Raw genomic sequence first — 15,382 nt, forward strand, 5'->3', positions numbered from 1 at the left:
TATCCCTAACCACCATGAACGCAGCCCCATGCCGGCTGTCGGAAGTCAAACCCGGCGCTCTGCCGGCTAGTGCGGGCTCTCTAGAATGCAGGCCAGCAGCTGCTCAAACGCGGCGGCCATCTGTTCTTCCGGCACGCAGGCAAAGCCCATCAGCAGGCCGCGACGGCGGCTCGGCAGCATGTAATAGCGCGACAGCGGGCGTACCAGCACGCCGCGGGCGGCGGCGGCGGCGGCGATCGCCACGTCGTCAGCGCTGTCCGGCAGGTTGAGAATCAGATGCAGGCCGGCGTTGTTATTGAATTCGCTCAGCGCCTGTTTGCCCAGGTGCTGTTCGATCAGCGCGGTGAGAAAGGCGCGCCGTCTGGCGTACAGCAGGCGCATACGGCGAATGTGCGCGGTGTAGTGGCCCTCCTGAATAAACTGCGCCAGTGCGGCCTGGATCAGCAGATGGCCGCCGCGGTACAGCTCGGCGTGCGCGGTTTTCAGCGCTGCCGTCAGCGGTTTCGGCAGCACCACATAACCCAGCCGCAGCGCCGGATACAGCGTTTTGCTGAAGGTGCCGATATAGATCACCGGCGCATCGGCCTCCAGCCCCTGCAGCGCGGGGATCGGCTGGCCGGAGAAGCGGAACTCGCTGTCATAGTCATCCTCGACGATCCAGCCGCCGGTGTGACGCGCCAGCGCCAGCAGACGCTGGCGACGCGCCAGACTCAGCACCGATCCCAGCGGATACTGATGCGACGGCGTGACGAACATCAGCCGCGGTGCGCCGCTGACCTGCTCCGGCGGCACCATGCCGGCTTCATCCACCGGCAGCGGCCGGATATCCAGGCTGTTCATGCGCAGGATATTGCGGATGCCCCAGTAGCCCGGTTCCTCAATCCACACCTCATCGCCCGGGTTGCACAGCATGCGGGTGACCAGATCGATCGCCTGGTGAATGCCTTCGGTGATCAGAATTTGTTCCGGCGAGCAGCGCACCGAGCGGGCGACGCGCAGGTAATCCACCAGCGCCTGCTGCAGCTCCGGGCTGCCGCCCTGATTGCTGTAGGTCAGCCGCTGCGGCGCGGGACGGCGGCTGATGCGCGCCTGAATCTTGCTGAACAGCTGATGCGGGAAAGCGTTGACGTCCGGCACGCCGGGGATAAATGCGCCCCACTGCTTGGGGCTGGCGCTGGCGTGCTGCAGCAGCGCGTTGCCACGCTGCGACAGTTCGACAGGGCGCTGTTCGCCGTCACTGCCGATCGGCGTGCTGGCAGCGGATAAACAGCTGTCCGGCACCGTTTCTGCGACGAATGTTCCACTTCCCTGACGGGAAAGCACATATCCTTCTGCGAGGAGTTGTTCGTAAACGGTTAAAACGGTGTTACGTGAGAGGCTAAGTTCCTGCGCCAGGTCGCGCGATGCCGGCAGTCGGCTGGAAGGCGGCAGACTGCCGTCCAGGATACTGGTTCGGATAGCGTTATACAGGCGTTTGTGCAGCTTATCATCGGGCTGTTCGCCGAGACGTTGCAGCAACAGGTCACCGCTGATCGAGCGCAATTGGATCCCTCAATTATTCGTAACTGGCACTCGATTATAGGGCCACATCCTGTGTAAATAAACGTCATTGTTTCAATAATGTGAACAAACAGTTGAACGGCTATTGACCGGAGAGCAACCATGAAAAACGCAGAACTGAACCAACGTCGTCAGCAAGCCACGCCACGCGGGGTGGGAGTTATGTGTGGTTTTTACGCAGAGCGGGCGGAAAACGCCACCCTGTGGGATGTGGAAGGCAATCAAGTTATCGATTTCGCGGCCGGCATCGCTGTGCTGAATACCGGTCACCGTCATCCGAAAGTGGTGGCGGCCATTGAACAACAGCTGCAGGCCTTTACCCATACCGCCTACCAGATTGTGCCGTATGAAAGCTATGTCACATTGGCGGAACGCATCAACCAGCGTGCGCCGATCGACGGGCCGTGTAAAACCGCCTTCTTCACTACCGGCGCCGAGGCGGTAGAGAACGCGGTGAAGATCGCCCGCGCCCATACCGGTCGTCCGGGCATTATCACCTTTGGCGGCGGCTTCCATGGCCGTACCTATATGACCATGGCGCTGACCGGCAAAGTGGCGCCGTACAAACTGGGCTTTGGCCCGTTCCCCGGCTCGGTGTTCCACGGCCAGTACCCGAACGCGCTGCACGGCGTCAGCACGCAGGATGCGATGAACAGCCTGGAGCGCATCTTCAAGGCGGATATCGACCCGAAACAGGTGGCGGCAATCGTGCTGGAACCGGTGCAGGGTGAAGGCGGTTTCAACGTCGCGCCGGCGGAATTTATGCAGGCGCTGCGCACGCTGTGCGATGAACACGGCATCCTGCTGGTGGCTGACGAAGTGCAGACCGGCTTCGCCCGCACCGGCAAGCTGTTCGCCATGGAACATTACGACATCAAACCAGACCTGATCACCATGGCGAAAAGTCTGGCGGGCGGCATGCCGCTGTCGGCGGTGACAGGGCGCGCTGATGTAATGGACGCGCCGGCGCCGGGCGGGCTGGGCGGCACTTACGCCGGCAACCCGCTGGCGGTGGCCGCAGCGCATGCGGTGATGGACGTGATTGACGAAGAGCAGCTGTGCCAGCGCGCGCAGCGTCTGGGCCATCATCTGGTGGAAGTGCTGCAACAGGCGCGGGCCACCTGCCCGGCCATCGCCGAGATCCGCGCGCAGGGATCAATGGTGGCGGTCGAGTTTAACGATCCTGCCAGCGGCCAGCCGTCGGCGGAATTTACCCGCCAGGTACAGCAAAAAGCCCTGCAGGAAGGCCTGCTGCTGCTGAGCTGCGGCGTACACGGCAACGTGATCCGCTTCCTGTACCCGCTGACCATTCCTGAAGAGCAATTCACCGAGGCGCTGGGCATTCTCTCCCGCGCGCTGGGCGAATAAGGAGCGCATGACGATGAAACTGAATAATCCCGAGCTGCTGCGTAGCCAGTGCCTGATCGACGGCGAGTGGTGCGCGGCGCAGAGCGGCAAGCGTGAAGCGGTGATCAACCCGGCGACCGGCGAGGAGCTGGCGTCGATCCCGCTGATCGGCAGCGCAGAGACCGAGCGGGCGATTGACGCCGCCCAGCGCGCCCAGCAGAGCTGGAAGCAGCAGACCGCCAAACAGCGTGCGGCGCTGATGCTGGCCTGGGCGGAGAAAATTATGGCGGCGCAGGAAGATCTGGCGCAGCTGATGACCGCCGAGCAGGGTAAATCGCTGGCGGAAGCGCGCGGCGAAGTGGCCTATGCGGCATCGTTTATCACCTGGTTCGCCGAAGAGGCCAAGCGGGTAGACGGCGCGGTATTGCAGGCGCCGCAGGCGACCCAGCGGCTGGTGGTGATCAAGCAGCCGATCGGCGTGTGCGCGGCCATTACCCCGTGGAATTTCCCGGCGGCAATGATTACCCGTAAGGCGGCGCCGGCGCTGGCGGCCGGCTGCAGCATGATCGTCAAACCGGCGGAGCAAACGCCGCTGACCGCGCTGGCGCTGGGCAAACTGGCGCAGGATGCCGGCATTCCGGCAGGCGTGCTGCAGATCGTCACCGGCGAGGCGGCGCAGGTCGGCAAGGTGCTGTGCGACAGTCCGGTGGTGCGCAAGCTGAGCTTCACCGGTTCGACCGAAGTGGGGCGGATTCTGATGGCGCAGTGCGCGCCGACGATTAAAAAGCTGTCGCTGGAGCTGGGCGGCAACGCGCCGGTGATCGTATTTGACGATGCCGATCTGGATGCGGCAGTGGCCGGCATCATGGCCTCCAAATTCCGCAACAGCGGCCAGACCTGCGTCTGTGCCAACCGCATCTACGTACAGGCCGGTATTTACGATCGCCTGGCGGAAAAACTGGTGACGGCGGTCGAAGGGCTGCAGGTGGGCGACGGCGCGGCGGAAGGCACCACGCAGGGACCGCTGATCGATAAGGCGGCGGTGGAAAAAGTGCAGAGCCATATCGACGATGCGCTGATCAAGGGAGCGCAAATCGCCACCGGCGGCCAGCCGCATGCGCTGGGCCGCACCTACTTCCAGCCGACGGTGGTGACCGGCGTCACGCAGCAGATGCGTTTTGCCACCGAGGAAACCTTCGGCCCGGTGGCGCCGCTGTTCCGCTTTAAGGATGAGGAGGAGGCGGTCGCGATGGCCAACGATACCGAATTCGGTCTGGCGGCCTATGTCTTTACCCAGAACGCCGCGCGTCAGTGGCGGGTGCCGGAAGCGCTGGAATACGGCATGGTCGGCATCAACACCGGCCTGATCTCCAACGAAGTGGCGCCGTTCGGCGGTGTGAAACAGTCTGGGCTCGGACGCGAAGGATCGCGCTATGGGATTGAGGAATATCTGGAGCTGAAATACCTGTGTATCGACGTGAACGCTTAACCACCGGCGACTTAACCCTGCCCGGCGGCGCCGTTCGCCGGGTTGCAGAGGATGATTTATGCCTGCTGAAAACATCACATTCTCTTCGGCGCTTGCCGCCGGGGAGCGAGCATCTGCACCCGCCAAATCGCTGAGCTTCCTTGAAGGCGTGGCGATGATCGTCGGCACCAATATTGGTGCCGGCGTGCTGTCGATAGCCTATGCCTCCAGCAAGGCGGGGTTCCTGCCGCTGCTGTTCTGGCTGGTGCTGGTCGGCTGTCTGACGACTGTCACCATGCTGTACGTGGCCGAAGCCACGCTGCGCACCCGCGCGCATCTGCAACTGAGTGGCCTGGCGAAGCGCTATGTCGGCGGCTTCGGTTCCTGGCTGATGTTCGCTTCGGTCTGCGTCAACAGCATCGGCGCGCTGACAGCCTATATGACCGGCAGCGGCAAGCTGCTGCAATCTTTACTGGGGATCTCGCCGGCGATCGGCAGCCTGCTGTTTTTCATCCCGGCCGCCGGGGTGCTGTATCTTGGCCTGAAGGCCATCGGCCGTGGGGAGAAATTTATCAGTATCGGCATGGTGGTGATGCTCAGCGTGCTGGTGATCGCCACGCTGCTGAAAGACACCACCCAGATGGGGCGCCTGCTGGAGGGGGACTGGCGCTTTATGGTGCCGGTATTCAACGTGGTGGTGTTCTGCTTCTCAGCGCAGTACATCGTGCCGGAAATGGCGCGCGGCTTTGCCGATAAGCCGGAGCAACTGCCGAAGGCGATTATTGTCGGCATGGCGACCACTTTTGTGCTGCTGGCGGCGGTGCCGCTGTCGGTGATTGCGCTCAGCGGCCTGGATAATATCTCCGACGTGGCCACCATCTCCTGGGGGCAGGCGCTGGGGCAGTGGGCGTTCTTCTCTGCCAATATCTTTGCGCTGTGCGCCATGCTGACTTCCTACTGGGGTCTGGGCGGCAGCTTCCTGACCAATATTTTCGACAAATTCCGCCTGGGCAACGATGAACTGCCGCTGCGCCGCTTTGCTGTGCTGCTGGTGGTGGTGCTGCCGCCGTTCGTACTGGCTTACAGCGGTTTTGTGTCGTTCGTGAATGCGTTGTACTTCGCCGGCGTATTCAGCGGCGTGGTGCTGTCGGTGATGCCGATGCTGATCCTGCGCGGCGCCCGCAAGCACGGCGATATGATGCCGCGCTGGCAGTGTAACTGGATCACCCATCCGCTGCTGCAGGCCAGCATTGTGCTGCTGTATGCGGCCAGCGCGGTGTATGCCATTGCTTCGCTGCTGGGTTATTTGCCGGCGGGTTGGTAACAGACTCCCTCAAGTGGTGTGTTTTCTCTCTGGATTGAGAACGGCGGCGTCGTGGCCGCCGATTTTTTTTATGATTTGTTTGCAGACAGCGCCAGCCAGGCCTGCAGCGACGGGCGCAGCCACTGCCGCTGGGCATAGCGTTGCAGCGTTTCCGGCAGCGGATCGCCCTGCATGGCGAGGCGGTTCAGCATCAACGCCAGATCGCTGTCGGCAATGCACCAATCGCCAAACAGATTTTCCTGCCCGTGCGCCAGCAAACCGCCGGCGACGGCGATCAGTTTTTCCGCCGCGGCCTGTCCGTCAGCCGACAACGCCGGCCGTTTTTCACCGTTAAAAACTACTTCGGTCGGCCGTTCTGCACGCAGCGGCGCCAGATCGCTGCGCAGCCAGGCCTGAACTTCGCGCGCCTTAGCGCGCAGCCTGACGTCGGCCGGATACAGCGGCGGCTGCGGGAATAATTCTTCCAGATATTCATCAATGGCCGATGATTCGCACAGGGTAAAGCCGTTATGCGTCAGCGCCGGTATCCTTTGGATAGGTGAAATATCGGCATAGTCGGCATGCTGATGCTCGCCCCGGGCCAGATCGATCGGCTTGACGGAGAAGGGAATATTTTTCTCACGCAGCGCGATAAATACCGACATGGCGTAAGGGCTGAAAAAGTTGGCGTCGGTATACAGTACGGTGTTGGATTGGCTCATGGTGGGTCCTGTGATGTTGTGAGTCGGAACTGACATAAATGCCGAATAAACCATCATAAATCAACGACAAAAACTAATGAGTCATTAGTTGTATTTATATATATGTCATTGTTACAGCTCAGTATTTCAGGTTGCCTCACAGAATTGGTTAATTTCCCTCATTAATGATTTACCCCCAGCTAAAAGTGCGCTAGAAGTTACGGTAGGTTATTTTTTATTCTGTCATCTTCTTCCTTTGGGTTGTTGCTTATGTTGGATCGAATTCGCGCACACACGCCTCTTGGCCCCAATGAACTGATGTTCTGGTCGCTGCAGGGCAGCGAACAGCTCAGCCGGCCTTATGTTTTCCAGGTTGATCTACTGAGCCAGAACTTCCATATCGACCGGCGCTCGCTGCTTGGACAGACCGTCACGCTGGAAATCCCCACGCAAAATATGCTGACGCCCCGCTATCTGAACGGCAAGGTAACGGCGGCGGCGGTGCGCAGCGAGGAAATCAACGACACGCGCTATGCGGTGTATCAACTGAAGCTGGAGCCGGATATCTGGCCGATGCTGCGCGATCGAAATTTCCGTATTTTCCAGCAGCAGACGGTGCCGGACATCGTCAAAACCCTGCTGGCGGAACAGAACGTCGTCTGTGAGGATCAACTGACCGGCAGCTATCGCCAGTGGGAATACTGCGTGCAGTATCAGGAGAGCAGCTACAACTTTATCAGCCGGCTGATGGAGCTGGAGGGCATCTACTACTTCTGGCGTCATGAGATGGGCAAACAGACGCTGGTGCTGATGGATGCGCCCCAGCAGCATAAGCCGTTTGAAGGCTACGAAAGTATTCCCTACCACGTTACGCCTTCCGGCGGCAGCACCCGCGAAGAGGGCGTCAGCCGCTGGGCGGTCAACGATGTCGTCACGCCGGGGATTTACAGCATTGACGACTACGACTTCCGCAAGCCGAACGCCTGGCTGTTTCAGGCGCGGCAGAACCCCGCTTCGCCGCAGCCGGGGCAGATTGACGTCTATGACTGGCCGGGGCGGTTTGTCGATCATCAGCACGGCGAGTTTTACGCGCGCGTTCGCCAGGAGGCCTGGCAGGCGGAGCACCAGAAAATCAGCGGCACGGCGACGGCATTGGGCATTGCGCCCGGACACACCTTTACCCTGCACAATGCGCCTTACGCCGGTGACAACGGCCAGTATCTGGTGACACAGGCTGAATATCACCTGCGTGAGAACCGTTATGCCAGCGGCGGAGAGAGCAGCGAGCACCGTATCGACTTCAACGTAATGCCGGCGGATGTGCCTTTCCGGCCGGAACAGCTGGCCGAGTGGCCGAAGACCTGCGGGCCGCAGACCGCCAAGGTGGTGGGGCCGAAAGGGGAGTCGATCTGGACTGATAAATATGGCCGCATCAAAGTGAAATTCCACTGGGATCGGCTGGCGGCGGGCGACGACACCAGTTCCTGCTGGGTGCGCGTGTCCAGCGCCTGGGCCGGGCAAGGCTTCGGCGGCGTGCAGATCCCGCGGGTTAACGACGAGGTGGTGATCGACTTCATCAACGGCGATCCCGATCGGCCGATCGTCATCGGCCGCGTGTATAACGAAGCCAGCATGCCGCCGTGGGCGCTGCCGGCCGCCGCTACCCAAATGGGCTTTATGAGCCGCTCCAAAGACGGCACGCCGGACAACGCCAACGCACTGCGTTTTGAAGACAAGGCCGGTTCGGAACAGGTGTGGATCCAGGCCGAACGCAATATGGATACCAACGTTAAAAACGATGAAAGCCACTCCATCGGCAGCAACCGTACCAAAACCGTCGGCGCCGATGAAACCAGCCATATCAAGCAAAACCGCACCAAAAATGTTGACGGTAATGAGACGGTCGCCATCGGCCAGAACCGCACCAAAACCATCAGCGGTAATGAGACCACCACCGTGAAGCAGAACCGCACTGAAACGGTGGAGGGCAGCGAAACCCTGACGGTGCAGCAGAGCCGTAATGAGACCATCACCGGCGATCACTCGGCCACGGTGAAAAGCAACCATACCTCGACGGTGGACGGCAACCAGGTGATGACGGTCAATCAGGATCGCACCCGCACCGTAAACGGCAATGAGAAGGTCAGCGTGGTGAAGAACCGCAACGTGGATGTACAGGGCCACCAGACGCTGGGGATTACCGGTAACCGTACGGCCTCGATCAGCGGTAATGAGAACAAGACTATCACCAAGATGCAGGATGTCAGTATCGGCGAGGGCCGCAAGATCGTGATCGCCGGCGGTGATACGCGTTATACCGACGGTGCGGTAAGCGACAGCGCGTCGCAAAGTTTCAATATCAGCGTGGGTGACTCTGCCGGCATCTCGATTTCGCCCGGCAACATTGAGATTGTCGCCGGCGGCGCCAGCATCACCATCAACGGGAGCGGTGTTATGGTCAACGGCACCAAAATAGAACTCAATGCCTGAGCAGATATCCATGATGCAGAGTCACGCAAGAAACCCCACCGAGCAACTGATGGCCCAGTTGGAAGTGCAGTGGCTGGAGGCCAGTGAGGATCCGGCCGCGCGGCTATTTATCTGGCGGGTCAAGGCCAATGCCGAAAGTATTGTGCATGCATTTATCGCGCTGCAGCAGCAGCCGCCGAGCGACTACAGCGCGCCGGATCTGTTTATCGGCTTTATGGCGCCGTTCGACACCGGTTACGGCTACAGCCGGGCGCTAGCGGATGAGCTGATAGAGCGTTACGAGGCCAGCGAAGACGCGCAGGGCTGGGAGTTTGAGTCCCGTTTGCCGTGCTTTAGCGCCGCGCAGTGGCAAACCCTGCTCGGCGATTTTGCCGGCCATCATCGCGAACAGTTGCGCTATGTGGTGGCGGTGATGACGCCGGAGCATATCAGCGATGAGACGGCGCTGCAGCGCTGGCTGCAGCAAAACGTTGAGCGCATTGGCACCGGCGTGCGCGTGATGTTGATCGATACGCTGGAGCAGCCGACCTGGCAGGCGCTGCAGCAGGCATTTCCCCAGCGTGTGCGGCTGATAACGCCGGATATCGACGGTATGGCGCTGATGCAGCAAACCGCCAGCCAACTCAGCGATCGTGATGGCGACCGCCTGCGCTGCCGTCAGTTGATGACCGATGCGGTATTGCTGCTTGAGCACGGCACGGCGCAGCAGGTTGAGGCGCGTGCCGGCATGGCGCTGGCGATTGCGCGTAAAAAAGGCTGGCTGGAGCAGCAGGTGGTGATGCACAACATCGTCGGCGGCGGCTGGGTAAAGGGCAATGCCGCCGCTAAAGCGGTGGAGGCGTACCGTCAGGCGCAGCAGGTGGCGCAGGGCATCGGCGATCCGCCGCTGCGCGCCACGCTGCAGATGCAGAGCGCCTTCGGCGAAGGCGGCGCCTGGTTCAGCGCCGGCGAATATCAGAAGGCGGCCGGCGCCTATCGGTTGGCCGCAGGGCTGGCGCAAATGGCGGGCAACCGCATGTTGGCTATCGAAGGAATGCGGATGGCGGGGCGCTGCCTGGTGCTGGGCGGCGAGGAGAGCCAGGCGATGGCGGACTATGCGCAGGCGATCCACGCCGCGCGGCCGCTGTCCGCCGAGGAGCGTGCGCAAACCACTTTGCCGCTGGCGCTGCAGGATTTACTGCACATTCAGGATGATAAAAGTGCTAAGGCGCTGGAGCACTGTGCAGAAGAGTATCAGCAGCGCAAGCAGCAGCTGATTTTACGCGCGGAAGGCGAGGTGGCGCAGCAGGGGGCGACGCCACAGTCGGTGCTGCTGGCGGAAAGTCGCCTGCAGCAGGCGCTGGAGCAGAGTTTCCAGCAGGCGCGCAATCAGCGTGAGCTGCTGATCCTTGAAAGCTACCCCGGTTTTCGTCAGGCGATCGCCATCGGTCGCCAGTATCTGCATCCGCACTGGAACGGCCTGCCGGAGATCGCCCATCCGTTTGATGCGCCGACCGGCGAATGGTCACAAATGCCGCAAAGCATGGCGCTGCCGTCGGAAGATGCCGCCGGCGAGTTTACTCAGCAACACGAAAGCAAGGACAAAGCATGAGGAAGGTGGTGATTATTGTGGCGATCACGCTGTTGGTGATCGGATTTATCAGCCTGTCGAACAGTGAGCTGGCCAGCGAGGCGCGCAATTTCCTGCGTGCCTTGCTGCGGGCGCTGTTCTAACGTCGGAACCAGGGAGGGTATAACCGATGCATTCCAGTTCACACTTTGACCCCCAGCTGGGGATCGATATCCATACCTATCCGTTCGGGCCGCTGCCGACGCCGCATATCGGCCTGGTGTTCGACGTCTTTGACTATATTCCGATTATCGGCACCACGGTGAACGTCAACGGCATCAAGCGCGCCAGCGCCGGTACCGGCGGCATGGCGGTGCATATCCCGATCGGCGGCCCGTGGCTGCCGCCGCTGCGCGTACCGGGCGGCCCGCAGTTGAATGACGACGAGTTGTTTATGGGCAGCCGCACGGTGCGGGTGGACGGCGAGCCTTTCGCACGGATGACCATGCCGGTGCTGAGCTGCAACATGCTCGGTATGATGCCACCGTTCCGTCCGAAGCGCGCCGCCGAGCCCAAACCGCTGTCGCTGACGATGCCGCTGACCCTCAACCTGGCGATCCCCAGCCGGGTGACAGTCGGCGGGCCGTCTACCATCAACGTGACGGCAATGCTGATGCGTGCCGGCCTGTTCGGCCTCGGCAAAGGGCTGAAAAAACTCAAAAAAAGCGCCGGTTACGGCAAGTTTATGAAGAAGTTTCAGGCGCTGCGCCAGAAGCTGTTTAAAAACATGGACCCCGGCTTTCTCAAGTGCAAGGTGCTGCGGGCCGAGCCGGTGGATATCCGCGACGGTAGCGTGGCGTTGGAGCATCAGGACTTCCTGCTGCCGGGGCGGATGCCGCTCTCCTGGGTGCGCAGCTATTCGTCGGCGGATATCGATGAGGCCGGTTATTGCGGCTACGGCTGGGCGACGCCGGCGGATATCAGCCTGACGCGCGATGCCGACGGGCTGATGCTGCTGATCCGACCGGCGGGCATGACCGCCTTTGGTGACCTGCCGACGTTACCGGGGCGCGAGCACGCGGTGGTGGGCCTGCCGGATGGCGGGCGGCTGTGGTGGCAGCAGGAGGAACGGCAGCGACGCTGGATCTACGAAGACAACGACGGCGTGCAGCATCATTTTGACGACGACGACGGTGACGCGATGCCGCTGGCGGCGCTGGGCGACCGCAACGGCAACCGCTGGCAGTTTGTGCGCCGGCAGGGGCAGCTGACTCGGCTGGCGGAGTACGCCGGCGCGGCGACGACCGGGCGCGAGGTGCATGTTACCGTCGAGCGCGGGCGCATCATCGCCATGCGCCTGTATGAGGCGGCCAACGACGCCTACTCGCCGCTGACCCGCTATGAGTATGATGGCGAGGGGCAGTTGGCGGCGCAGATTGATGCGCTGGGGGCGGCGCGGCGTTTCGGCTATCAGCGCCGGCACATGACGCAGCACCAGGACCGCAACGGCCAGCGCTTCTATTATGACTACGATGCCGACTGGCGGGTGGTGCACGCCTGGGGCGACGGCGGGCTGTATGATTATCGCTTTGTCTATCACGATGTGCTCAATGAAGTGGCGGTCACCGACTCGCTCGGCCATACCTCGTATATCCGCTTCGACAGCGGCGGGTTACCGATTAGCGAGATCGACCCACTGGGTGGTAACACGGTGTTTACCTATGACGATCTGGGCCGGCCGCTGAGCGTGACGCAGGCGGACGGGCGACGCTATCAGTGGGAGTACGACCCGCAGGGGCAGATCGCGGCGGAGATCGGGCCGGACGGCAGCCGGTTGAGCCTGGAGTATAACGCACTGGCGCAGCCGGAGACGCTGGTCGACGAGAACGGCGCGCAGTGGCAGATGACGTACGATGCGCGGGGCAACCTGCTGTCGCAGAGCGATCCGACCGGTGTGACCCGGCGTTATCGCTATGATGCGACGGGGCAGCCGGAGGAATATCTGGGGGCCGACGGCGAACGGCAGACGCTGGAGTATGATCGCTACGGCTTCCCGCAGCGGGTGACGAGTAATCAGAGCGGGACGTTGCAGCTGCGCTTTGACGTGCGCGGCAACCTGCGGCTGAAAACCGATGCGCTGGGGCAGCAGACCCGCTATGAGTATGATGCGAAGGATCGGCTGACGGCGCAGCTGTCCGCATCGGACGCACAGGTGGCGATCGACTACGATCGCGAAGATCAGCCGGTATGCTACCGGGATGAGGCGGGTCGTGAGACGCGGCTGCGCTATAACGGCACCGGAATGGTGACGGAGTGTCAGACGGCGGACGGCGAGCGGGTGGCGTACCAGTATGATACCGAGGACCAGCTGACGGCGGTGGTGAACCCGCTGGGGCAGGCGTGGCAGCTGCAGCGTGACGCACTGGGGCGGGTGACGGAGGAGCGTGACTACTGGGGGCAGGCGACCGGCTACCGCTGGGATGCGGTCGGCAGCCTGTTACAGCGCACCGATGCGCTGGGGGGCACGCTGACGTACGCGTACGACCGGGCGGGACGGCTGCAGGAAAAACGCAGCGGCGACACGCTGCTTACGCGCTACCGCTATGCTGCCGACGGGCAGCTGACGCAGTGCGAGAACCGCTGGCGGCAGCTGGCATGGCGCTACGACGCGGCGGGCCGGCTGCTGGCGGAGTCGCAGGACGGCTTTACGCTGCGGCACCACTACAATGACGCCGGGCAGCGTATTCTGCGTGAGAGCGACGGCGGACACCGGGTGGCGTTCAGCTGGAGCACGACGGGGCAGCTGGCGGCGATAGGGCTGAATGACGATGCGCCGGTGGCGCTGGGCTATGACGCGGCGGGCCGGCTGTGCCGGGAGCAGCTCGGGGCAGGGCTGGTGCGCGAGCTGACGTATGACGGCGAGGGGCGGCTAACCGCCCAACGCACGCTGCAGGATGAACTGCCGCTGTTCTCGACCGGCTATCGTTACGACCTGCAGGGCAACATGACGTCGCGGGAGGACAGTGGCTGGGGCGTAGACCGCTACCAGTATGACGCGGTGGGACGGCTGCTGGCGCACGTTGACCCGGCGGAGCGGGTGCGGCGGTTTATGCATGACGCGGCGGGCAACCGGCTGGCGCTGACGGTGCGGGCGGTGAACGAGACGGCGGAAGGGTGGTTCCGCGAGGGCTGGCACAATGATACGCGCTACGTGTTTGACCGTGCGGGCAACCTGCGGCAGCGGCGCTATACTGACGGCAGCCGGCAGGACTTTGTCTGGGATGAGAGCCAGCAATTGGTGGCGGTGCATCAGGGCGAGTCGGTCACGCACTATGCCTACGACGGGCTGGGTCGGCGGATTGGCAAACAGACGGCGACGGAGAGCCGCTGGTTCTACTGGCAGGGCGATGCACTGCTGGCAGAGGTGGCGGAGCCGGGCGGCGAACCGCTGCATCCATTGGCGCTGTACGACGTGGCCGGCCGGCTGCAGCGAGAGAAGCGGCAGGCGGCGCTCTTTAACAATCTGCGGGAATACGTTTACTACCCCGGCAGCTTCCGGCCGTTCGCGCTGCTGACGCAGCAGGACGGGGTACGCAGCAGTTACCACTACCACTGCGATCCGAACGGCGCGCCGGTGCGGCTGACCGACGTACAGGGCGAGCTGGTGTGGTCGGAACAATGCGGGGTTTGGGGTGAGCCGGGGGTGGTGCATGCAGACCGGGTGGCCAACCCGTTGCGCTTCCAGGGGCAGTACTTTGATGTGGAAACGGGGCTGCACTATAACCGCTACCGCTACTACGATCCGCAGACCGGGAGTTATATCAGTCAGGATCCGATTGGGCTGGCGGGTGGGTTAAACCTATATGCTTATGCTCCAAATCCCCTCACATGGATCGATCCATTAGGTCTTGCTAGATGTGAGGCTGGAGTTGCTTCAGGCAAAGGCAGCAACATAAATGGAAAATGGTTAAAGGGCTCTCATGGCAATGCAGGTTTATTCCCATCCTCTGTTGCTGATAAATTACGAGGGCGTCAATTTAAATCTTTTGACGATTTCAGAGAGAGTTTCTGGAAAGAAGTAGCTAATGATACTCATCTTTCTCGACAATTTAGCCCTTCTAATATTTCCAGAATGAAAGGCGGTAAAGCTCCAATAGCACATAATTCTCAGTGGAATGGGAAAAATAGATCTTATGTTCTTCATCACAGAACGCCGATCCAACATGGTGGTGGTGTTTATGATGTTGATAATATATTAATTGTTACTCCAAGATATCATCTTGATATACTAGATCGCACTTACCATTTTTGAGTATTCATATGAAAAGACAAGAGCTTATAGAGTTAATTGAAAAAATTCAGCGTAGCGAAGGCACTGAAGAAGAAGCTGATGATGATATTGACTTACTTTGTAGAAGTGTTGCAGATCCTCAGGCAGTTAATTATATATTTCAAGAGGATCTTAGTGCTGAAGAAATAGCTGATAGGATAATGAATTACAAACCTATCCAGTTATAGACGCAATCCGGGAAGATATTTTTATCTTCCCGGATTTTTATTATTTAACTCTCGTTAAGTACACTAAATACCCCGTCTTTAATTCCCTTAACCACCTGTTTAGCCTGATAAAGCTGCTCGCGCAGCGCCTGCGTCTCGTTATTATCCGCCATCAGCACAATGCACCCCTGTGAAACCTTCACGGTCACGCCGCGCCCGGTCTCAAGGCCCGCCTCTTTCAGCCAGTCGCCTTTAAGGTGCAGACTGGGGTGCTGTGGTCATGTAGGTTTTGCTGTTGTAGTGACGGGCGCTGACGTAGCCGACTTTGTAGTGGTGACGGATTTTGGATATGATATTTTGTGTCTAATATGCTGATTATAAGGCAAAATAAGTCTTGTGCAGATAGCTTGATTTATCAGGGTATGGCGGTAGTGTGTGAACTACGATGCGGTGGTTTCTGGAATGTA

General features: G+C 60.8%; 10 protein-coding genes and 1 pseudogene. 8 read left to right on the forward strand and 3 right to left on the reverse strand.

What is annotated here, in order from left to right:
* Positions 1-66: 66 nt before the first annotated feature.
* A complete protein-coding gene (locus HF675_RS02730) occupies positions 67-1,542 on the reverse strand; it encodes a PLP-dependent aminotransferase family protein (RefSeq protein WP_187043999.1) in 1,476 nt (491 codons plus the stop codon).
* 120 nt (positions 1,543-1,662) lie between these two features.
* Between HF675_RS02730 and HF675_RS02735 the strand changes: the two genes are divergently transcribed.
* Genes HF675_RS02735 through HF675_RS02745 form a run of 3 tightly spaced genes read left to right on the forward strand, consistent with a single transcriptional unit; the run spans position 1,663 to position 5,699 of the window.
* Positions 1,663-2,928 carry a 4-aminobutyrate--2-oxoglutarate transaminase gene (locus HF675_RS02735; RefSeq protein WP_105232699.1) on the forward strand — a complete coding sequence of 422 codons (1,266 nt, stop codon included), beginning with the start codon at positions 1,663-1,665 and terminating at the stop codon, positions 2,926-2,928.
* Positions 2,929-2,941: 13 nt separating this feature from the next.
* Positions 2,942-4,396: an NAD-dependent succinate-semialdehyde dehydrogenase gene (locus HF675_RS02740; protein WP_160029782.1), complete on the forward strand. Its 1,455-nt coding sequence runs from the start codon at positions 2,942-2,944 to the stop codon at positions 4,394-4,396.
* A gap of 58 nt (positions 4,397-4,454) precedes the next feature.
* Positions 4,455-5,699, forward strand: coding sequence for an amino acid permease (locus tag HF675_RS02745; protein ID WP_105232697.1), 1,245 nt, complete (start codon positions 4,455-4,457; stop codon positions 5,697-5,699).
* Between the two features lie 68 nt (positions 5,700-5,767).
* Here the strand turns inward: HF675_RS02745 and yfcF are convergent, their stop codons facing one another.
* Positions 5,768-6,400: a glutathione transferase gene (yfcF, locus tag HF675_RS02750; RefSeq protein WP_187044000.1), complete on the reverse strand. Its 633-nt coding sequence runs from the start codon at positions 6,398-6,400 to the stop codon at positions 5,768-5,770.
* 249 nt (positions 6,401-6,649) lie between these two features.
* Between yfcF and HF675_RS02755 the strand changes: the two genes are divergently transcribed.
* Genes HF675_RS02755 through HF675_RS02770 form a run of 5 tightly spaced genes read left to right on the forward strand, consistent with a single transcriptional unit; the run spans position 6,650 to position 14,936 of the window.
* Positions 6,650-8,869 (forward strand): type VI secretion system Vgr family protein, encoded by a 2,220-nt coding sequence (locus HF675_RS02755; protein ID WP_111736325.1) that lies wholly within the window; start codon positions 6,650-6,652, stop codon positions 8,867-8,869.
* Between the two features lie 10 nt (positions 8,870-8,879).
* Complete coding sequence (locus HF675_RS02760; protein WP_187044001.1) at positions 8,880-10,460, forward strand: hypothetical protein; 1,581 nt, start codon at positions 8,880-8,882, stop codon at positions 10,458-10,460.
* Positions 10,457-10,582: a hypothetical protein gene (locus tag HF675_RS23735; RefSeq protein ID WP_255414259.1), complete on the forward strand. Its 126-nt coding sequence runs from the start codon at positions 10,457-10,459 to the stop codon at positions 10,580-10,582. Before HF675_RS02760 ends, HF675_RS23735 begins: the two co-directional genes overlap by 4 nt.
* 26 nt (positions 10,583-10,608) lie before the next feature.
* On the forward strand, positions 10,609-14,730 hold the full coding sequence (locus tag HF675_RS02765; RefSeq protein ID WP_255427325.1) for an RHS repeat-associated core domain-containing protein: 4,122 nt from the start codon (positions 10,609-10,611) through the stop codon (positions 14,728-14,730).
* Positions 14,731-14,738: 8 nt separating this feature from the next.
* On the forward strand, positions 14,739-14,936 hold the full coding sequence (locus HF675_RS02770) for a hypothetical protein (RefSeq protein WP_024143327.1): 198 nt from the start codon (positions 14,739-14,741) through the stop codon (positions 14,934-14,936).
* Between the two features lie 44 nt (positions 14,937-14,980).
* On the opposite strand, the pseudogene HF675_RS02775 reads toward HF675_RS02770, so the two are convergent.
* A pseudogene (locus HF675_RS02775) lies at positions 14,981-15,197 on the reverse strand (SymE family type I addiction module toxin).
* Positions 15,198-15,382 lie beyond the last annotated feature (185 nt).

The organism is Serratia sp. JUb9 (assembly GCF_014298095.1).
Lineage (GTDB): Bacteria > Pseudomonadota > Gammaproteobacteria > Enterobacterales > Enterobacteriaceae > Serratia_B > Serratia_B rhizosphaerae.